Source organism: Massilia sp. KIM, from assembly GCF_002007115.1.
In the GTDB taxonomy this organism is placed as follows: Bacteria; Pseudomonadota; Gammaproteobacteria; order Burkholderiales; family Burkholderiaceae_D; genus Telluria.
On sequence record NZ_MVAD01000002.1, the window covers coordinates 71073 to 91534 of the forward strand.

The 20462-nt window shown below is 68.7% G+C and carries 13 protein-coding genes; 11 read left to right on the plus strand and 2 right to left on the minus strand.

The genetic code is table 11. The features are described from left to right. Position 1: 1 nt before the first annotated feature. The 7 genes from astA to B0920_RS15125 all read left to right on the plus strand — a co-directional run bounded on the left by astA (position 2) and on the right by B0920_RS15125 (position 12156). Entirely contained in the window at positions 2-1036 is a 1035-nt protein-coding gene (astA, locus tag B0920_RS15095) for an arginine N-succinyltransferase (RefSeq protein WP_078033489.1), read from the plus strand. Beyond that, entirely contained in the window at positions 1029-2510 is a 1482-nt protein-coding gene (gene astD, locus B0920_RS15100) for a succinylglutamate-semialdehyde dehydrogenase (protein WP_078033490.1), read from the plus strand. The genes astA and astD overlap by 8 nt, the downstream gene beginning before the upstream one ends. Before the next feature lie 7 nt (positions 2511-2517). After that, complete coding sequence (gene astB, locus B0920_RS15105; protein WP_218669394.1) at positions 2518-3858, plus strand: N-succinylarginine dihydrolase; 1341 nt, start codon at positions 2518-2520, stop codon at positions 3856-3858. Positions 3859-4037: 179 nt separating this feature from the next. Continuing rightward, a complete protein-coding gene (locus B0920_RS15110) occupies positions 4038-8744 on the plus strand; it encodes an NAD-glutamate dehydrogenase domain-containing protein (RefSeq protein WP_078033492.1) in 4707 nt (1568 codons plus the stop codon). Between the two features lie 4 nt (positions 8745-8748). Further along, on the plus strand, positions 8749-9750 hold the full coding sequence (locus B0920_RS15115) for a succinylglutamate desuccinylase (protein ID WP_078033493.1): 1002 nt from the start codon (positions 8749-8751) through the stop codon (positions 9748-9750). Between the two features lie 283 nt (positions 9751-10033). Beyond that, complete coding sequence (locus B0920_RS15120) at positions 10034-11149, plus strand: NADH:flavin oxidoreductase/NADH oxidase (RefSeq protein WP_078033494.1); 1116 nt, start codon at positions 10034-10036, stop codon at positions 11147-11149. 140 nt (positions 11150-11289) lie between these two features. Beyond that, positions 11290-12156 (plus strand): head GIN domain-containing protein, encoded by an 867-nt coding sequence (locus tag B0920_RS15125; RefSeq protein ID WP_078033495.1) that lies wholly within the window; start codon positions 11290-11292, stop codon positions 12154-12156. Between the two features lie 73 nt (positions 12157-12229). Here B0920_RS15125 and B0920_RS15130 read toward each other — a convergent pair whose 3' ends face one another. Then, positions 12230-13420: a globin domain-containing protein gene (locus B0920_RS15130; protein ID WP_078033496.1), complete on the minus strand. Its 1191-nt coding sequence runs from the start codon at positions 13418-13420 to the stop codon at positions 12230-12232. 229 nt (positions 13421-13649) lie between these two features. Here B0920_RS15130 and B0920_RS15135 point away from each other — a divergent pair, with 229 nt between their 5' ends. The 4 genes from B0920_RS15135 (at position 13650) to B0920_RS15150 (ending at position 17872) form a co-directional block, all read left to right on the plus strand. Continuing rightward, a complete protein-coding gene (locus tag B0920_RS15135) occupies positions 13650-15128 on the plus strand; it encodes an APC family permease (protein WP_078033497.1) in 1479 nt (492 codons plus the stop codon). 16 nt (positions 15129-15144) lie between these two features. Next, positions 15145-15783, plus strand: a complete 639-nt coding sequence (locus B0920_RS15140) for a CatA-like O-acetyltransferase (protein ID WP_078033498.1) — start codon at positions 15145-15147, stop codon at positions 15781-15783. Positions 15784-15862: 79 nt separating this feature from the next. Beyond that, on the plus strand, positions 15863-16153 hold the full coding sequence (locus tag B0920_RS15145; RefSeq protein ID WP_143745796.1) for a hypothetical protein: 291 nt from the start codon (positions 15863-15865) through the stop codon (positions 16151-16153). A gap of 102 nt (positions 16154-16255) precedes the next feature. Further along, positions 16256-17872, plus strand: a complete 1617-nt coding sequence (locus tag B0920_RS15150; protein WP_078033500.1) for a hypothetical protein — start codon at positions 16256-16258, stop codon at positions 17870-17872. Between the two features lie 399 nt (positions 17873-18271). On the opposite strand, the gene B0920_RS15155 is transcribed toward B0920_RS15150, so the two are convergent. Continuing rightward, positions 18272-20431 carry a S46 family peptidase gene (locus tag B0920_RS15155; protein WP_078033501.1) on the minus strand — a complete coding sequence of 720 codons (2160 nt, stop codon included), beginning with the start codon at positions 20429-20431 and terminating at the stop codon, positions 18272-18274. Between the last annotated feature and the right edge of the window lie 31 nt (positions 20432-20462).

The following is a 20462-nucleotide window of genomic DNA, read 5'->3' on the forward strand; positions in this document are numbered from 1 at the left end:
CATGCTCGTAATCCGTTCTGCCAGAAAGTCGGACCTGGATGCCCTGATCGAGATGGCGCGCCTGGCCGGCAGCGGCATGACCACGCTCAAGCCCGACCCGGAGATGCTGGGCGCGCGCCTGGCCACCGCCGAAGCCTCCTTCGCCCAGACCATCGCGCCGGAAAAACGCGACTACATGTTCGTGCTCGAGCACACCGTGGACAAGAGCATCGCCGGCGTGTGCGCCATCAAGGGCGCGGTCGGCCTCACCGAACCCTTCTACAACTACCGCATCGGCACCCTGGTGCACTGCAGCCGCGAGCTGAACGTCTTCACCCGCATGGAGACGCTCTACCTCTCGAACGACCTGACCGGGTCGAGCGAACTGTGCTCGCTGTTCCTGCTGCCCCAGTACCGCGCCGGCTTCAACGGCAAGTGGCTGTCCAAGAGCCGCTTCCTGTTCATCGCCCAGTTCCAGCACCTGTTCACCGAGAAGATCATCGCCGAGATGCGCGGCTACCAGGACGAGAACGGCGACTCGCCTTTCTACGAGGGCCTGGGCCGCCATTTCTTCAAGATGGACTTCGACCACGTCGACGGCCTGACCGCGATCGGCAAGAAGTCCTTCATCGCCGAGCTGATGCCGCGCCAGCCGCTGTACGTCGACTACCTGCCGGAGTCCGCGCGCGAGGTGATCGGCAAGGTCCACACCTCGACCCAGCCGGCGCGCCGCCTGCTGGAGCAGGAAGGCATGCACTACGAAGGCTACGTCGACATCTTCGACGCCGGCCCGGTGCTGCAGGGCCGCGTGTCCGAGCTGCGCGCGGTGCGCGACAGCGTGCTGGCGGTGGCCGACGAGGGCCAGCCGCAAGGCGACACCGAGCACATGCTGGTCTCGAACACCAGTCTCGAACACTTCCGGATGATCCTGACCCGCGCCGTGCCCGGCGCCGGCCGCGTGCACCTGACGGCCCAGGAGCTGTCGCAGCTGCAGCTGCGCGCCGGCGACGAAGTGCGTACCCTGACACTCAACCCAAGGAAGAACGTCCATGGCTAACCTCTCGAATTACATCAACGGCGAGTGGCTCGCCGGCAGCGGCGCGGAGCTCGCCACCATCGATCCCTCGACCGGCCGCCAGACCTGGACCAGCAAGGAATCCACGGCGCAGGACGTGCAGCGCGCCGCCCAGGCCGCCCGCGACCGATTCGAGGCATGGGCGCTGACCCCGCTGGAAGAGCGCATCGCCATCTGCGCGCGCTTTCGCGACCTGCTGAAGGAGCACGGCGAGGAGCTGGCCGCCATCATCGCCGAGGAAGTCGGCAAGCCGCTGTGGGAAGCGCGCACCGAGGTGGCGACCATGGCCAACAAGATCGACATCTCGGTCCAGTCCTACCACGCGCGCACTGGCGAGAGCGCCGCCAAGGTCGCCGACGGCAACGCCGTGCTGCGCCACCGCCCGCACGGCGTGTTCGCCGTGTTCGGCCCCTACAACTTCCCTGGCCACCTGCCCAACGGCCACATCGTGCCGGCCCTGATCGCCGGTAACACCGTGGTGTTCAAGCCCAGCGAATACGCGCCGCGCACCGCGGTCAAGACCGTGCAGCTGTGGCAGCAGGCCGGCCTGCCGGCCGGCGTGCTGAACCTGGTCAACGGCGGCCGCGACACCGGCGTGGCCCTGGGCCAGAACCCGCTGATCGACGGCGTGCTGTTCACCGGCAGCAGCCAGACCGGCGCCGCCCTGCACCGGCAGTTCGGCGGCCAGCCGGGCAAGATGCTGGCGCTGGAAATGGGCGGCAACAATCCCCTGGTGGTCTGGGACCTTAAGGACACGCCCAAGGACATCGACGCCGCGGTGCACCACGCCGTGATGTCGGCCTTCATCTCGGCCGGCCAGCGCTGCACCTGCGCGCGCCGCCTGATCGTCCAGGACGGCCCCCAGGGCCAGGCCTTCCTCGACCGCCTGGTCGAGGTGGCGTCCAAACTCCAGGTCGGCCCCTCGAACGCCGACCCGCAGCCCTTCATGGGCCCGGTGGTCTCGAGCGCCGTGGCCGCGCGCCTGGTCCAGGCCCAGGCCGACATGGCGGCCAAGGGCGGCAAGATCCTGCTGCAGATGCGCCAGCCCGACCCGAACGCCGGTTTCGTCAGCGCCGGCATCGTCGACACCACCGACGCCCAGGGCATCCCGGACGAAGAGTGGTTCGGCCCGCTGCTCCAGGTGATCCGCGTGAAGGACTTCGACGCCGCCCTGCGGGTGGCCAACGCCACCGAATACGGCCTGGCCGCGGCGCTGCTCTCGCCCTCCGAAGCGCTGTGGAAGCGCTTCGCCGTGATGGCGCGCGCCGGCATCGTCAACTGGAACCGGCCGACCACCGGCGCGGCCAGCTCGGCGCCCTTCGGCGGCGTGGGCAAGTCGGGCAACCATCGCCCGAGCGCCTATTACGCTGCCGATTACTGCGCCTATCCCGTGGCCTCGATCGAGACCGCCGACCTTGAAATGCCGGCCAAGCTGTCGCCCGGCCTGATGTTCTGAACCTATGCTGAACGCACGCGAATACAACTTCGACGGCCTGGTGGGGCCGTCGCACAACTACGCCGGCCTGTCCTTCGGTAACGTGGCCTCCTTTAACAATGTGCGCAGCGCCTCGAATCCGCGCCAGGCCGCCCTCCAGGGCCTGGCCAAGATGCGCGAACTGGCCGCGCGTGGCTACGCGCAGGCGGTGATGCCGCCCCAGGGCCGGCCCAACTTCCGCCTGCTGCGCCGCCTGGGCTTCTCGGGCACCGACGCCGACGTGCTGGCGCGCGCCTGGCGCGAAGCGCCGGTGATCCTGGCCTGCGCCTACTCGGCCGCGCCGATGTGGACCGCCAACGCCGCCACTGTCAGCCCCTCGGCCGACACCCTGGACGGCCGCGTGCACTTCACCGCCGCCAACCTGAACAACAAGCTGCACCGCTCGGAAGAGTACGTGCAGGCGACGCGCACCCTGCGCGCCATCTTCGGCAACGGCGACCGCTTCGTGGTGCACGACGCGCTGCCGCCGGTGCCTGCCTTCGGCGACGAGGGCGCGGCCAACCACACCCGCTTCGCCGCCGGCCACGGCGCCGCCGGGGTCGAGTTCTTCGTCTACGGCCGCGTCGAGTTCGACCCGTCGGCCCCGGCGCCGAAGAAATACCCGGCGCGCCAGACCCTGGAAGCCTCGCAGGCCATCGCGCGCCTGCACGGCCTGGACCCGGCGCGCACCGTGTTCGCCTCGCAGAACCCGGACGTGATCGACCAGGGCGTGTTCCACAACGACGTGATCGCGGTCGGCAACGGCAACGTCCTGTTCTACCACGAGCAGGCCTTCGCCGATGAAGCCGGCACCGTGGACGCGCTGCGCCGCGCCCTGGCCGGGGTCGAGGCCGACCTGGTCCCGGTGCGCGTGGCGGGCAGCCAGGTGCCGGTCGCCGACGCCGTCGCCAGCTACCTGTTCAACAGCCAGCTCCTGACCCGCGCCGACGGCCGCATGGCCCTGGTGGTGCCGCACGAGTGCCGCGAGAACGCGGCGGTGTCGTCCTACCTGAACGGCATGGTCGGCAGTGGCGGCCCGATCGAGGAGCTGGTCGAGTTCGACCTGCGCCAGAGCATGCGCAATGGCGGCGGCCCGGCCTGCCTGCGCCTGCGCGTGGTGCTGACCGAGGAGGAAGCGGCCGCCATGCACGGCGGCGTGATCATGACCGAGACCCTGTACGCCCGGCTGGTGGCCTGGGTCGAGAAGCATTACCGCGACCGCATCGAGCCGAAGGACCTGGCCGACCCGCAGCTGGCGATCGAATGCGCGGCGGCGCTCGAAGAGCTGACCCGTATCCTCGAGCTGCCCGGCCTGTACGACCTGTCGTGAGGACGGATCCGCCTTGCGGACGGGATGACCCGGCCCGCGCGGCGTGATCTAATAACGGATTGGGGCCGCGCTGAAGGCCGGCCCACGGAATTCGGACGGGACACCCCCGTCCCCATAAAGCAGGGCTGCGCCAGGCCACAAGCCGGAGCGCGCCCCGCATACAAACTTTGGAGAAGCAAATGAAAGACATGCCTCAAGATCTGCGCAACCAGACGCTCGCGCTGGTCAACGCAAACCCCGCCGCCGGCGGCGGTTCCGGACAAGTGAGCGCCCTGATCGGCGCCTGGCTCGGATCGCTCGACGACGAAGACCTCGCCGGCACCGCGCCGGAAAGCCTGGCCCCGGTGCTGTGGGAAGGCTTCACGCAACTGGCCCAGCGCCAGGGTCCGGGCTGCCAGATCGCGAAGATGCGCTATTCGGACGGCCGCGGCTGCATGGCGACCGCCCTGCTGATCCTGAATGACGACATGCCCTACCTGGTCGATTCCTTCGTGATCGCCCTGCGCAAGGAGCGCCAGGTCGCCGCCGGCGTGATGAACGCCGTGGTGCCGGTGCGCCGCGACGCCGGCGGCGTCGTCACCGCCGTCGGCGAAGCCGGCGCGCCGCTGGAATCGATCGTGCTGATCCTGATGAGCGACGAGCTCGATTTCGGCGAACTCGACTCCCTGACCGCGCGCATCCGCATGGTCGCCAGCGACGCCGCCACCGTGCATCGCGACGCCGTCGCCATGGGCGACCGCATGACCGCCGTGGCCGCGGCCGCCGCCGCCGCCGGCACCCCGGAAGGCCAGGAAGCGGCCGCCTTCCTCGAATGGGCCAAGAACGAAGGCTTCGAGCCCTTCGGCTACGCCTACTACGTGGTCAAGCCGGGCGCGCGTGAACTCGAGCGCGACATCCCGAGCCGCATCGGCGTGCTGAAGGACACCACCCACCCGGTCTACGGCACCTGCCTGGCCAACATCCCGGGCGACTTCGAGACCCTGTCGCGCCGCGCCGACACCCTGTCGATCGTCAAGGCCGACGTCGAAGGCACCCTGCACCGCGACCAGCCGCTCGACTTCATCGGCGTGCGCGACACCGACGCCCAGGGCAAGATCCTGGGCGAGCACTGCTTCATCGGCCTGTTCACCCGCGCCGCCACCCTGACCCCGCTGGCGCGCCTGCCCTTCGCGCGCGGCCGCGTGGCCAAGGTGCTGTCGATCGCCGGCGTGCGCCAGGAAGGCTTCCGCGCCGAGAAGTTCGTCGAGATCCTCGAATCGCTGCCGCGCACCGAAGCCCTGGAAGCCGAGCCGGAATGGCTGGCCCAGGTGTGCAGCGCGGTGGTCTCGCTGTACAAGCAGCCGCGCCCGAAAGTGTTCGCGCGCCGCGACGTCTACCGCCGCCACCTGAACGTGCTGGTCTACCTGCCGCGCGAGCGCTACAGCGCCGCGGTCGGCTCCGCCCTGGCCCAGGCCCTGCAGGACAGCTCGGGCGCGCGTGAAGTGCGCGTGCAGCCGCTGGTGGCCGACGGCCCGCTGGCCCGCGTCTACCTGATCGCCCACGCCGCGCGCTACCCGCTCGACCTGGAAACCGACATCCAGCAACCGCTGCTGTCGGTGCTGGACGGCTGGCACGACCGCTTCTCGCTGCTGACCAATGGCGTCGAGGACGGCGCCGAGCGCAGCGCCCTGCGCAAGCTGGGCGCGACCCTGCCGGTCAGCTTCGTCACCGCCACCTCGCCGGAAACCGCCTTCCGCGACCTCCAGGCCGTGCTCAGGAACGGCCAGCCGAACCACGTCACCGTGCGCATCGAGACCGGCGGCGGCAACGGCGAGGACGCCTCGATCCGCCTGTATTCGGGCGAGACCGTGCCTTCGCTGTCGCGCATCCTGCCGGCCTTGCAGAACGCCGGCATCGCGGTCGACCGCGAACAGACCTGGACCATCAAGACCGCCGACGGCGTGCGCCACAACGTGACCGCGCTGGCCGTGGACGACGAGAGCGGCGCCAAGCTGATCAAGCCGGGCATCGTGAGCGTGGCCGAAGAGCTGTTCACCGCGCTGTTCAACAACGAAGCCGAAGACGGCCGCATGAACGGCCTGACCATCGAAGGCGGCCTGTCGCTGCGTGAGGTGCAGCTGGTGCGCGCCTACATCAGCTACTGGCGCCAGCTGGGCTCGAAGTTCTCGGTGCGCTACATGGCCGAGACCCTGCGCACCCAGCCGGCCCTGGTGAAGGATTTCGTGACCGGCTTCCTGCTGCGCTTCGACCCGAGCCTGGGCGAATCCGAGCGCGCCGCCGGCACCGCCAAGCTGGCCTCCCTGAAGGCCGGCCTGTCGAGCGTGAACCACGCCGACACCGAGGAAATCATGGCGGCCCTGGTCGACCTGGCCCTGGCCACCGTGCGCACCAACTACTTCCAGAACGACGGCGAAAAGATGATTTTCAAGGTCGACACCAGCAACCTGGCGCTGGCTCCGGAACCGCGTCCCTACCGCGAGATCTACGTGTTCTCGCGCCGCTTCGAGGGCGTGCACCTGCGCGGCGGCCCGGTGGCGCGCGGCGGCCTGCGCTGGTCGGACCGCATGGAAGACTACCGCACCGAGGTGCTGGGCCTGGTGAAGGCGCAGATGGTCAAGAATGCGGTCATCGTGCCGGCCGGCTCCAAGGGCGGCTTCGTGTGCAAGCAGATGCCGAAGGACGCCGCGCGTGAAGTGGTGGCGGCCGAGGGCGAAGCAGTCTACCGCCTGTTCATCGCCAGCCTGCTGGAAGTGACCGACAACCGCGTGCGCGGCGCCGTCGTGCCGCCGGAAGCGACCGTGCGCTACGACCAGGACGACCCCTACCTGGTGGTGGCGGCCGACAAGGGCACCGCGACCTTCTCCGACATCGCCAACAGCATCGCCGTCAAGCGCGGCTTCTGGCTGGGCGACGCCTTCGCCTCGGGCGGCTCGAACGGCTACGACCACAAGAAGATGGGCATCACCGCCAAGGGCGCCTTCGAGGCGGTCAAGCGCCACTTCTACGAACTGGGCCACGACCTGAACACCACCCCGATCACCGTGGTCGGCGTGGGCGACATGTCGGGCGACGTGTTCGGCAACGGCGTGCTGCTGTCGCGCCAGCTCAAGCTGGTGGCGGCCTTCGACCACCGCCACATCTTCCTCGACCCGACCCCGGACGTCGAAGTCTCGTTCAAGGAGCGCCAGCGCATGTTCGCCCTGCCGCGTTCGTCCTGGGAAGACTACGACAAGAGCCTGATCTCGCAGGGCGGCGGCGTGTTCCCGCGTTCCGCCCGCTCGATCGAGCTGAGCCCGCAGGTGCGCGCCGCCCTCGACATCGAAGAAACCGTGCTCGCGCCGGAAGAGCTGATGCACCGCATCCTGAAGGCGCCGGTCGACCTGTTCTACAACGGCGGCATCGGCACCTACATCAAGTCCTCGAACGAGACCCACGCCCAGGTGAAGGACCGCGCCAACGACCGCATCCGCGTCAACGGCAACGAACTGCGCTGCAAGGTGGTGGCCGAAGGCGGCAACCTGGGCGCGACCCAGGCCGGCCGCATCGAGTTCGCGCTGGCGGGCGGCCGCATCTTCACCGATGCGATCGACAACTCGGCCGGCGTGGACTGCTCGGACCACGAGGTCAACATCAAGATCTGGCTGGACACCGAAGTCAACATGGGCAAGCTGGGCGAAGCCGACCGTAACCGCATCCTGAACGAGATGACCGGCGCGGTGGAAGACCTGGTCCTGCGCGACAACACCCTGCAGACCCACCTGCTGACCCGCGAGGCCCAGGCCCAGGCCAACGCCTCGGTGGTCGACGGCTACACCGCCCTGATCGCCAACCTGGAATCGGAAGGCGCGGTCTCGCGCGAGCTGGAACAGCTGCCGAGCGACGCCGAGCTGGCGCGCCGCAAGTCGCTGGGCCTGGGCCTGACCGCTCCGGAACTGGCGGTAGTGATCGCCAACGTCAAGAACCGCTTCAAGCGCACCCTGTCGGCGCTCGACCTGACCTCGGAATCCTGGGCCCAGTCGCTGCTGCGTCCTTACTTCCCGGCGCAGCTGGTCGCCACCCGCGACCCGCTCGACCACCCGCTGGCCAACGCCATCCTGGCCACCGTGCTGGCCAATGAGGCGGTCAACCGCTGCGGTCCGCTGATGCTGCGCGACCTGGCGGCCGAGCACCGCGTGGACGAGACCGAAGTGGTCAAGGCCTGGGCCCGCGCCTGGTCGGCGCTGCACCTGGCGCCGGTCTTCGACGCCCTCGACGCCGACGCCCTGAAGGTGCCGCGCGAGGTCTCGATGGCGGTCGACAGCCGCACCCGCGGCCTGCTGCGCGCGGTGATCGAAGGCGTGCTCTCGCTGCCGCAAGGCGCGGACGGCATGGCCGAGCTGTCGACCCTGTTCGGCCAGGCCGACCAGCTGCGCAGCCTGACCCCGGCCCGTTCCGAAGCCGATGGCCACACCGGCCTGCCGGCTTCCTTCACCGGCGCCTGGAAGGCGGTCGAGACCATCGAGTCGCTGGCCACCTTCCTGTTCGCGGCGGTGTCGGTCCAGCGTCCGAGCGGCATGACCCTGGCCCAGTTCCTGCAGGTCGGCATGACCCTGCGCCAGCGCGCCGGCATCGATACGCTCGAGCGCGGCCTGAAGCTGCCGGCCCAGGGCAAGTCGCAGGAACAGCTGCGCAACTACGCGATGCAGTCGCTGCGCCGCGCCCAGCAGCGCCTCCTGATGCAGGTGATCGAGCGCTCGGCCCAGGCAGGCGATCCGCTGGCGGCCGTGGACGAAGTGGTGCGTGCGCGCGGCCTGAGCGGCTTCGAGCAGCCGGTCGACCTCGAGCAGGCCATGCTGGACGTCTGGTCGCTGTCGGAAGGCGCCAGCCCCGAGCGCCTGGCGGCGTAAGGCGATGAGCGCCGCTCCCGCTGCGCCCCTGCCCGAGGCGGTGCGCGCCCTGGCCGAAGGCGACTTCGGCACGGTCGCGCAGCGCTTCGCGCAGGCGGGATTCGAGGTCGCCCTGCCGGCGCCCGGCATCTTCACGGTGAGGAGCGCCGCACGCGATGCGGCGCGCCCGAGCGTGCTGGTGTCGGTCGGCGTGCACGGCGACGAGACCGGGCCGATCGAAATGACGGCCCACGTGGTCGAGGCCTTGTCGCGCGAGCCGCAAGCGCTGGCGGTGGACCTGATGCTGTGCGTCGGGAACATCGATGCGATCGCGGCCGGCAAGCGTTTCATCGACGCCGACCTGAACCGCATGTTCCGCGCCGAGCGCGGCGCGCTGGCCGCCAGCTTCGAGGCCGGCCGTGCCGACGTGATCATCGCGGCCACCCGCGCCTTCTTCGAGGGCGCGGGTCCGCAGCGCTGGCACCTGGACCTGCACACGGCGATCAGGCCCTCGCACTATCCGATGTTCGCGATCGTGCCTGAGCTGATCGCGCAGCAGCCGCGCGAGCGGCTGATTGGCTGGCTGGGGGAGGCGGGCATCCAGGCCGTGATCATGAACCCGAAGTCGGCCGGCACCTACAGCTACTACAGTTGCGAGCACCATGGCGCGGCCGGCAGCACGGTCGAGCTGGGGAGGGTGGGGACGCTGGGGCAGAACGACCTGTCGCAGTTCGCCGCCGCATCCCGGGCGCTGACGCGCCTGCTGCGCGGCGAGCCCGACCCCGCGCAGCAGCCGCGGCCGCTGGTGTTCAGGCAGGTGCAGGAAGTGCTCAAGCTGTCCGAGGACTTCCGCATGCACGTCGGGCGCGAAACCTGGAACTTCACGCCGCTCAAGAAGGGCGAGCTGATCGCCCAGGACGGCGCAACGGTTTACACCGTCCAGCACGAGGAAGAGCTGGTGGTGTTTCCCAATCCCGACGTCCGGGTTGGCTTGCGTGCGGGCCTGATGGTCGTCCAGGTGGATTGACCGGCGCGCACAGCGAAGCAGCGTCCCCCAAAACCACGCACCTTAAGCAACGTCATCCCCGCGCAGGCGGGGATCTAAGTTCGATGCGTCCCGTAAACCTCAAACGTAGCGGGTGGGCATGCAAACTTGGATCCCCGCCTGCGCGGGGATGACGTTTTTTGGGGCGTGGGCATGGCGGTTTGGGCAGCGCGGATGACGGTTTGAGCCGCAAGAATGATCTTGTGGGCCGCGCGGACGATGTTTGTATGCTGCTAGACTGGTGTCTTTGCTCTCCGGAGGCACCATGAGCATGCTCTTTTCCCCCTTTGCGCTGGGTCCGATGCAGCTGTCCAACCGCATCGCCATCGCACCGATGTGCCAGTACTCGGCCATCGAAGGCATCGCCACCGACTGGCACATGATCCACCTCGGCAACCTGGCCCTGTCCGGCGCGGCCCTCCTGATCATCGAAGCCACCGCCGTGGTCCCCGAAGGCCGCATCTCGCCCGCCGACCTCGGCCTGTGGTCCGACGCCCATGCGCAAGCCCTGGAACCCATCGTCGCCGCGATCCGCCGCTACTCCCCGATCAAGATCGCGATCCAGCTCGCCCACGCCGGCCGCAAGGCCTCGAGCGAAGTGCCCTGGCTGGGCGGCGCCAACATCCCGCCAACCGAAGAGCGCGGCTGGCAGACCGTGGCGCCGTCTCCCATCCCCCACGCCGAAGGCGAAACCGTGCCGCTGGCGCTCGACGAAGCTGGCCTCGAAAGGGTGCGCGAGGGCTTCGTGAGCGCCGCCCGGCGCGCCCATGCCCTCGGCCTGGACGGCATCGAGCTGCACGCCGCCCACGGCTACCTGCTGCACGAGTTCCTGTCGCCGCTGTCGAACCGGCGCGAGGACGCCTATGGCGGCTCGCTCGAGAACCGCATGCGGTTTCCGCTCGAGATCTACGACGCCGTGCGCGCCGCGGTGCCGCCCGGCATGGCGGTCGGCATGCGCATCTCGGCCACCGACTGGGTCGAGGGCGGCTGGGACCTGGAGCAGAGCGCGGTCCTGGCCCAGGCGCTCAAGAAGCGCGGCTGCGACTTCATCCACGTCTCCACCGGCGGCCTGCACCCGAGCCAGCAGATCCCGCTGGGCCCGGGCTACCAGATCGAGTTCGCCGAACGCATCCGGCACGAGACGGGCCTGCCGACCATCGGCGTGGGCCTGATCACCGAGGCTACCCAAGCCGAGAACATCCTCCAGCAGGGCCAGGCCGACGTGATCGCCCTGGCGCGCGCCATGCTGTACGACCCGCGCTGGCCCTGGCATGCGGCGGCCGAGCTGGGCGAGCAGGTGTTCGCGCCGCCCCAGTACTGGCGCTCGCAGCCGCGCGAGCACAAGCACCTGTTCGGCGAGACCCACCTGGGCCAGCGCTAGCGCGGCGCCGATCCGCAGCTCAGGACGCGAATCCTGCAGCCTGTCGCATGGCGGCTGCCGGGCAGGGGAGGGATGGGTAGAGTGGCAACATTGGCGCCTTGCGCGCCGACGAACGACCACCATACCCATAAAGGATAGCCATGCGTACGCTTACTGCCCTCGCCGCCCTCGCCAGCCTCGCTGCACTCGGCGGCTGCGCCATCATCGTGAACCCGAACGAAGGCGCCCACGTCCAGACCATGTGGAGCAAGAGCGTCGAACAGGGCAATGGCGTGGCGGCGCGCGACCAGCGCAACGTGCCGGCCCTTCCGGGCCTGGACGTCAGCGGCGCGCTGCCGGTCGAGGTGCGCGTCGGCCCGGCGCCTTCGCTGGTGGTGGAAGCGGACGGCAACCTGCTGCCCTACATCCGCACCGAGGCCAGCGGCAATGCCCTGCGCGTATGGAGCGAGCAGGAACTGAGCAGCCGCACCCCGATCCGCATCGTCTACACCACCCCGCGCCTGAGCGAGGTGCGCGCCTCCGGCTCCAGCCGCGTCGAGGTGAGCGAACTGAATGGCGCGCCGCTCGACGTGCGCAAGAGCGGTTCGGGCGAGGTGCGCCTGGCGGGCAGGGTGGAAAGCCTGAACGCCCGCGCCAGCGGATCGGGCGTGATCGACGCCGCCCAGCTGCACAGCGCGAGCGCCGACCTGGAACTGGCGGGCTCGGGCCGCATGACCGTGGGCGACGTGCGCGGCGACTATGCGCGCGTGCACGTGAGCGGTTCCGGCAGGCTGGAAGCGAGCGGCGTGGTGCGCTCGCTGAATGCGCGCGTGAGCGGCTCGGGCAGCGTGGACCTGGGCGGCCTGAGCACCCAGGACGCCGACCTCGGCACCAGCGGCTCGGGCGGCATCCGCGCCACCGTCAAGCAGTCGCTGATCGCCCGCACCAGCGGTTCGGGCGGCATCCGCGTGTACGGACAGCCGGCCCAGCGCAACATCAGCGGCGAGCGCGTGCACCTGCTCGACTGAGGCGGCGCCAGGGCGGGGCGCAACGCGGACCGCTCGATGGAGCCCTACATCGCCCGCTACCCGGCGTGTGTGATTACAGCAGGTGGTCCAGCAGGTCGGGACCGAACACCTCGCGGTGCAGGCGCGCCAGCGGGGCGCCCTTGTCCTTGAGCGCGTTCCATTGCGCCTGCATGAAGGGCAGCGGGCCGCACATGTAGACATTGGTCTCGCCCAGCGGCCAGTGCGGCAGGCGCGCGACCTCCATCTGGCCCGCCAGCGCGCCGTCGGCGGCGCCGTCCTCGTAGAAGGTGACCACGTGCAGATGCGGCATGCGCGCCTTGGCGGCGGCGATGTCGTCCCGGTGCGCATGGTGGGCGGCATTGCGCGCGGCGTGCGCAAAGATCACGCGGCGGTTCGGGTTGACCTGGGCGATGCGGTTCAAGGCGCCGATCATCGGGGTGATGCCCACGCCGGCCGAGAGCAGCACCACCGGCTCGTCGGACTCCGTGTCGGGCAGGAAGTCGCCGAAGGGATGGCCCACGTTCAGCACCTCGCCCGGCTTCACGTTCTCGTGCAGCCAGCTCGACACCGCGCCGGCCGGGAGCTTGGCATTGCCGTCCTCGCGCTTGACCGAGATGCGCAGGCTGCGGCCGTCCGGGGCGTCCGACAGGCTGTACTGGCGCAGCTGGCGGTGCCCATCGTCGAAAGTCACTTCCACGCTCACGTACTGGCCGGCCTTGAAGGCGGGCGGCGCGCCGCCGTCCTGGGGTTCGAGGCGGATCGCCAGCACGTTGTCGCTTTCGCGCTTCACCTCGGTCACGCGCATCGGGCGCAGTTCGCCCGGCTGGATGCCGGCCTCCGCATACATCCTGGCTTCCGCGTCCATCAGCAGGCGCGCCAGCGAACCGTAAGCCTCTTCCCAGGCCGCCATCAGGGGCTCGGTCGCGGCCTCGCCCAGGGTCGACTTGATCGCGCCCAGCAGGTGGAAGCCGACGATCGGGTAGTGGTCGGCGCGCAGGCCGACCGAAGCGTGCTTGTGCACGATACGGCTCACGACCGGGCCGAGCGCGTCGGCGTTGCCGATGTTCGCGGCATAGGCGAACACCGCCGACGCCAGCGACTGCTGCTGCACCCCGTTGGCCTGGTTACCCATGTTGAACAGGTTGGTCAGCTCCGGATGGGCGTCGAACATGTTGCGATAGAAGGTCTTGGTGATGGTGACGCCATGCTCGCGCAGGACGGGGACCGAGGCGTCGATGTAGGGGCGGGAAGCGGCAGAGATCATGATTTCCTCAATTGATGCATAAATTATGCATGTTTAAGTTCAAAAAAAACGCCTGGGGGACAGGCTGGGCCAAGCGGACGAGACAATTCTAGCAAAGATGCAGATTGTTTGCATGATTGTAGAAAACTATTTTTTTAGCACGAAGGCTTTGCCCCTATAATCGCAGCTTTTACGCCCGCGGCTGCCGAGCCGCCGCACAGCCAATCAACCGCGCACCGAAGGACTTGCCGTGAATCTGACCCTGGGCCAAAAGCTGTTCCGTACCAAACCGGCCGAGCGCCATCAAGAAAGCCACAGCAGCACGGAAGTCGGCCTGCAGCGTTCGCTGGGTCTGTTTTCGCTGACCATGATCGGCGTCGGCGCCACCATCGGCACCGGCATCTTCTTCACCATGGTCGAGGCGGTGCCCAAGGCCGGACCGGCCGTGGTGCTGTCCTTCCTGATCGCGGCGGTCACCGCCGGCCTGACCGCGCTGTGCTACGCCGAGCTGGCGGGGCGGGTGCCGGCCGCCGGCTCCTCCTATTCCTTCGCCTACGCCACCGTGGGCGAGTTCGCCGCCTTCGTGGTGGCGGCCTGCCTGCTGCTCGAATACGGCCTGGCGGCCAGCGCCACGGCGATCGGCTGGTCCGACTACCTGAACAACTTCCTGCAGAATGCCTTCGGCTGGGAGATCCCGGCCCACCTGCGGTCGCCGATGTTCGTCTCGGACCACAACACCATCTCGATCAACCCAGGCAACTTCAACCTGCCGCCGGTGCTCCTGGTGATCATGTGCTGCATCCTGCTGGTGCGCGGCACCAAGGAATCGGCCACCACCAACGCCATCATGGTGCTGGTGAAGCTGGCGATCCTGGTGTTCTTTGCGGTGATCGCCTTCAGCGGCTTCGACGCCGCCAACTTCCAGCCCTTCTTCAACGAGGACAACAGCAAGGGCTTCGCCGGCATGGCCGGCGTGACCGCCGCCGCCGGCACCGTGTTCTTCTCCTTCATCGGCCTGGACACCATCGCCACCGCCGGCGAGGAAGTGCGCGACCCGCGCCGCAACGTCCCGATCGGCATCCTGGCCGCGCTCCTGATCGTCACCGCCTTCTACCTGATGGTGGCTTTCGCCGCCATGGGCGCCCAGCCGGCCCACCTGTTCGAGGGCCAGCACGCCGGCCTGTCGGTGATCCTGCAGAACGTGACCGGGCAGGCCTGGCCGGCGCTGGTGCTGTCGGCCGGCGCCGTGGTCTCGGTGTTCTCGGTGACCCTGGTGACCATCTATGGCCAGACCCGCATCCTGTACGCCATCAGCCGCGACGGCCTGATCCCCAAGACCTTCCAGAAGGTGAGCGCGCGCACCCAGGCGCCGGTCAGCAATACCGTGATCGTCTCGATCGCGGTGGGCCTGGTGGCGGGCCTGGTGGACGCCACCTTCCTGTGGGACATGGTGAGCATGGGCACCCTGACCGCCTTCATCGTGGTCTCGGTGGCGGTGCCGGTGATCCGCGCCAAGCAGGGCGACGCCCCGCCGGAGGACGGTTCGCGGCGCGGCTTTCGCGTGCCCTTCGGCCCCTACCTGATCCCCGGCCTGTCGATCTTCGCCTGCCTGTACATCATGAAGGACTTGTCGGGCACCACCTTCCGCGTGTTCGCGATCTGGATGGCGGTGGCGGTGGCCACCTACTTCCTGTACAGCGTGCGCCACAGCCGCCTGAACAAGGCTTGATGCGGGAGCGGCCGGGATGGACAAGTTCGCGCTGAGGCGCGACCGCTTCGCGCTCTTCGACGCCATGGACAGCCCGGCGGTGAACATCTGCTTCACGCTCGAGCTGCCGGACTTCCGGCCCTGGTGCAGGGAGCAGGGCCTGGCGCCCTTCCACGTGCTGCTGTGCGCCGTGCTGCGTTCGATCCTGGCGGTGGAGAACTTCCGCTACCGGATCCTGGACGGCGAGGTGATCCGCATCGACCGGCTGAGGCCCTCCTTCACGGCGATCAACCAGCACAATGACCTGAACTTCGCCCAGTTCGACTGGAGCGACGACCTGCGCGAATTCGTGGCGCGCGGGGTGGCGGCGCGCGAGGAGGCCAGCAGCATGACGGCCTTGCACGAAAAATATCGCGGCATGGCGCCGCGCGCGGCCAAGGAGCAGGTGTTCGTGACCTGCATCCCCTGGCTGGACTTCACCGCCATCCAGCACCCGATCGCGAAGCTGGCCGAACCCGACATTCCCTCGCTGGCCTGGGGGCGCTTCCGCGATGCGGGCCCCGGCCGCCTGCAGCTGCCCTTCGCGGTCCAGGCCCACCACGGCTTCGTGGACGGCTTCCACATCCACCAGCTGGCCCAGGCCATCGAGACCGAGATCGCAGGTTTCATGCGCTGACGGCGCATTCGATGCCGGCGGCATACCCGGACGCGCGGCGCCGGGCTACACTCCTGTCATCGACATGCACGGGTTCACCATGACTGCTTCTGCTTCCACCGGCCGCGCGGGCGGCGCCATCCTGTTCGCGGCCATCCTCGGCATCGCGCTCGTCCTGCTGCCCGGCGTGCTGGGCGAACGCCTGAGCGTCTCGCCCATGCTGCTGTTCGGCGCCGCCGCCGTCTCCACGGTGTGCAACCACCTGGTTCCCGGCCGCGGGGGTGAGCCGGAGACACTGTATTCGCGCGCCTTCTTCCTGCGCCTGGCGGCGTCCAGCGTCGCGGTGTTTGGCCTCTTCGGCTTGTACCACCTCGCGCACGCGCTGGGCTGAGCCACCGCTCGTCCCCCCTTTCCTGCAGTCTGTCGCCCGGCACGCGGCAAGGCGCGCCCGCCGGGCTAGCATCCCTTTACATCAGAAAAGGGAGGGGAAGCCATGTGGAAACGGATCCTGGCGGCGGCCCTGCTGGCCGCCGCGACCGCGGCGGCGGCGCAGCCGGTCGAGCCCAGCGCGCAGCAGTGGCGCGAGGACTTGCGGGTGCTGGCCGAGCAGATGCCGGCGCGCCATCGCAACCTGTATCACACGATCACGCGCGAACAGTTCGCCGACGCGGTGGCGCGGCTCGACGCCCGCATCGGCACGCTGCCGCGCCACCATGTCATCGTCGAGATGGCGCGCATCGCCGCCATGGTCGGCGACGGCCATACCAACATCGCGCCGACGCGCGACCCGCGCATCGGCTTTCACGCCTTTCCGCTGGCGCTCTACTTCTTCGAGGACGGCTTGTACGTGCGCGCGGCGGCCGAGCGCCACCGCGCGCTGGTGGGGGCCAAGGTGGTCGGCATCGGTCCGCTGTCGACCGCCCAGGCCTACGCGGCGGTGCGCGAGATCGTCGGCCGCGACAACGAACAGAACGCGCTGTTCTTCGCGCCTCACCTGCTGGTGATGCCCGAGGTGCTGGACGCCCTCGGCATGGGCGCGGGGCCGGGCAAGGCGCGCTTCGTGTTCGAACAGGATGGCCGGCGCCGCACGGTCGAACTCGACCAGGCGCTGCCGGCCCCGATGATGCCGCCCGATACCGACCTGAGTTTCATGCCGCGTCCCGGCTGGGTCGACGCGCGCGCGGCCACGCCCCTGTGGCTGCGTGACGCCCACAGCAAGTTCCGCCTGGAGCACCTGGAGGGCGGCAAGACCTTGTACGTCCAGCTCAACCAGGTGGGCGACGAGAAGGACGAGACCCTGGCCGGGTTCGCGCGCCGCATCGAAGCCGCGGTGGAGGCGCGCAAGCCGGACAAGCTGGTGCTCGACCTGCGCCTCGACCGCGGCGGCAACGGCGCCCTGGTGCCGCCGCTGATCGCGAGCCTGGTGCGCGCCACCCCGCCCGGCGGACCGGCCCTGTTCGCCATCACCGGCCGCGCCACCTTTTCGGCCGCGCAATTCGTGGTCAACGACCTGGAACGCTATACCGGTGCGGTGCTGGTGGGCGAGCCGACCGGCGGCAAGGCCAATTCGTACAGCGATTCGCGCAAGATCATGCTGCCCCACAGCGGCATCACGGTGAGGGTCTCCACCGTGTGGTGGCAGGTGGACGAGCGCGACCGGCGCGAGTGGTCGGCGCCCGCCGTCTCGGTCGCCTACCGCTTCGACGATTACCGGCGCGGAATCGACCCGGCGCTGGCGGCGATCGCCGCCTACCGTCCGGCGCCGCCGCTGGCCGAGCTGCTGGCGCAGGCGGACACGCCGGCCGCGGTGCGCGCGGCCTATGCAGGCTGGCGCGGTCAGGCGCTCAACCGCTACGCCGACGCCCAGGACGCCTTCCACCAGGCCGGCCACCGCCTGCTCGGGCAGGGCCGTGCGGAGGCGGCGCTGGCGGTATTCGAGCTGTGGACGCAAGCGCATCCCGAGGTGGGCTGGGGCTACGAAGGGCAGGGCGCGGCCTGGCTGGCCATCGGTGAGCGCGAGCGCGCCATTGCCGCCTACCGGCGCGCCTTGCGGCTCGCGCCCAGCTCGGGCGCGGCGGCCGACGCGCTGCTCAAGCTGGAGGCGCGCTGAGGCCGATGCCGCCGGCGCACCGCCGGGCCGGCAAGGGACGGACGTAAAACCAGGGTCGGAGTCGAATTCTTTGACAACTTTGAGGAATTGCCCAAAAAGTCGACTCCGACCCTAGTTTTTTTCTTCTTTACAGAAAAATTGGCAGCGCTTGGATGTGAGCTCCCTCAACCTGGGTTTACTTGCACTGACGGCCCGTTGTGCATTGGCGAGCTCGAGGGGCCAAAAATAAATAGGGTCGGAGTCGACTTTTTGGGCAATTCCTCAAAGTTGTCAAAGAATTCGACTCCGACCCTATTTTGTGGGGGCGCAGGTGCTGGTGTGGAGAAGTAAGAAAGCCACGCGGTCCGGGAGGACGGCGTGGCTCGGGATGGCGGGCGCCGTGGGCGCCCCGGGGCGCGCTTAGAGCGCGTTCATTTCCTTCAGCAGCGCGTCGGCCTTGTCCACGTGCTGCATGTTCCACAGCATGTAGCGCACGTCGACCTGGATGTCGCGGGTCATCGCGGCGTTGAAGTCCCAGTCCGAAATGATCGAGTCCAGGGTGCCGTCGAAGGCCAGGCCGATCAGCTCGCCCTTGGCGTTGAGCGCGGCCGAACCCGAGTTGCCGCCGGTGATGTCGAGGGTCGCCAGGTAGTTGACCGGCACCGTCTTCAGCTTCGGATCGACGTACTTGCCGAAGTCCTTGTTGCGGATCGCCGCCAGCTGGGCCGCCGGGGCATTGAACTCGCCCTCGCCGGTGTGCTTGGCCACGATGCCGTTCACGGTGGTGAAGGCGGTCCAGCCGGTGGTGCCGTCGGCGCCCACCGGACGGCCGGCGATCTTGCCGAAGGTGACGCGAAGGGTGCCGTTGGCGTCCGGGTAGACCGCCTGGCCGCGGCTGTTCATGTAGGCGATCTTGGCCTTCATGTAGTTGCCGTAGGCTTGCTGGATCTTGCCGGCCAGTTCTTCTTCCTGTGCTTCTTCCTTCATGCTGGCGTCGTACATCGCGACCGCCGCCTTGATGAAGCTGTCGTTCGAGGCCTGGAATTCCTGCGGCGACTTCTTCATCCAGGCCAGGCGCTCGTCCTTGTTGGCCAGCTTGGAACCGGCGTAGATGCGGTCCAGCGCGGCCTTCAGCTCGGCTTCGCTCATGCCTGCGCGGATGCCCAGGGCGGCGTTGAAGGCGGCGTCATGCTCGTTCGCCGGCTGGGCCAGGTACTTGCTCAGGAAGTTCAGCACCAGCGCCTTGTCGACCTTCTCGTCGTAGGTGCGGTCCTGGCCGGTGATGACCGAGGTCAGGCGCGGCAGGTCGCGTTCCTGGTAGCCGGTCTTGCGCTCGGCGTCCGGCTTGGCGCGCTCGTTGGCCAGGCGGTACAGGGTGCGCGCCGAAGTCAGGAAGCGCGGCTGGGCATAGCTCAGGAAGAAGCTCTTCTTGACGCCGGCGTCGCGCTCGGCGATCAGCTTCTCGGCCGCTTCGATGTCGGCGGCGTACTGTGCCTTGCGCTGGGCATTGGCGTTGACCCAGGTCTTGAGCGCATTGTGCTCGGCGGTCTTACGCTGCAGGAAGTCGCTGTTCGCGTAGGAGGTCAGCATGCCCTTGCGGTTCTTGTAGTAGTTGTTCACGCCCGCGACCTGGCCGGCGTACTTGAGCTTGGCGGCCGGATCGTTCTTGGTCTCGCGCTCGATGATCGCCAGCACTTCGCCCGAGGCCTGCACGAAGGCCGGGTAGTTCCAGTCGAAGGTGAAGGCCACTTCCGAGGGCAGGCGGTGGCGGTTGGTGCGGCCCGGATAGCCCATGACCATGATGAAATCGCCTTCCTTCGAGCCTTCCTTGGCGATCTTCAGGTGGTGCTTGGGGCGGTAGGGCACGTTGTCCTTGGAGAACTCGGCCGACTTGCCGTCCTTGCTCACGTAGCCGCGGTAGAAACCGTAGTCGCCGGTGTGGCGCGGCCACATCCAGTTGTCGGTGTCGCCGCCGAACTTGCCCACGCCCGAAGGCGGCGCGTGCACCAGGCGCACGTCGCGGATCTCGAGCTGCTTCAGGCGGTAGAACTCCAGGCCGCCGTAGTAGCTGGCCACGGTGCAGCGGTAACCGGCGTCCTTCTCGCACTCGGCGGTCAGCTGCTTCTGGTTGCGCTCGATGGCGTCGATGCGCGCCTTGCCGCTCAGCTTGGCGACTTCGGGGGTGATGACCTGGTTGCTGACGTTCGCCACTTCCTCGGTCACGTAGATGCGGCTGCCCGGGGCGGCCGGCAGTTCCTCGTCCAGGCTCTTGGCCAGGAAGCCGTTGGCCAGCAGGTCGCGTTCCGGCGTCGAGTTGACGGCGATGCTGTTGTACACGCAGTGGTGGTTGGTGACCACCAGGCCTTGCGGCGACACGAAGGACGCCGAGCAGCCGCCCAGGCTGACGACCGCGCCCATCGGGAACTCAGTCAGCTTGGTCAGGGTGTTCGGGTCGAGCTTCAGGCCGGCGGCCTTGAGTTGCTTGGCTACTTGTGGCAGCTGCTGCGGCATCCACATGCCTTCGTCCGCTTGTGCGGCGAAGCTGGTCAGGATGGCGAGCGAGAGAAGGGTCTTTTTCATGCGCGTCTGTCTTGGGTGGAAGGGAACACTC

What these genes read in the sequence shown, in the direction of transcription:
- astA (WP_078033489.1), top strand. Translation starts at nt 2, where the DNA reads ATGCTCGTAATCCGTTCTGCCAGAAAGTCGGACCTGGATGCCCTGATC.
- astD (WP_078033490.1), top strand. Translation starts at nt 1,029, where the DNA reads ATGGCTAACCTCTCGAATTACATCAACGGCGAGTGGCTCGCCGGCAGC.
- B0920_RS15110 (WP_078033492.1), top strand. Translation starts at nt 4,038, where the DNA reads ATGAAAGACATGCCTCAAGATCTGCGCAACCAGACGCTCGCGCTGGTC.
- B0920_RS15115 (WP_078033493.1), top strand. Translation starts at nt 8,749, where the DNA reads ATGAGCGCCGCTCCCGCTGCGCCCCTGCCCGAGGCGGTGCGCGCCCTG.
- B0920_RS15120 (WP_078033494.1), top strand. Translation starts at nt 10,034, where the DNA reads ATGAGCATGCTCTTTTCCCCCTTTGCGCTGGGTCCGATGCAGCTGTCC.
- B0920_RS15125 (WP_078033495.1), top strand. Translation starts at nt 11,290, where the DNA reads ATGCGTACGCTTACTGCCCTCGCCGCCCTCGCCAGCCTCGCTGCACTC.
- B0920_RS15130 (WP_078033496.1), bottom strand. Translation starts at nt 13,420, where the DNA reads ATGATCTCTGCCGCTTCCCGCCCCTACATCGACGCCTCGGTCCCCGTC.
- B0920_RS15140 (WP_078033498.1), top strand. Translation starts at nt 15,145, where the DNA reads ATGGACAAGTTCGCGCTGAGGCGCGACCGCTTCGCGCTCTTCGACGCC.
- B0920_RS15145 (WP_143745796.1), top strand. Translation starts at nt 15,863, where the DNA reads ATGACTGCTTCTGCTTCCACCGGCCGCGCGGGCGGCGCCATCCTGTTC.
- B0920_RS15150 (WP_078033500.1), top strand. Translation starts at nt 16,256, where the DNA reads ATGTGGAAACGGATCCTGGCGGCGGCCCTGCTGGCCGCCGCGACCGCG.
- B0920_RS15155 (WP_078033501.1), bottom strand. Translation starts at nt 20,431, where the DNA reads ATGAAAAAGACCCTTCTCTCGCTCGCCATCCTGACCAGCTTCGCCGCA.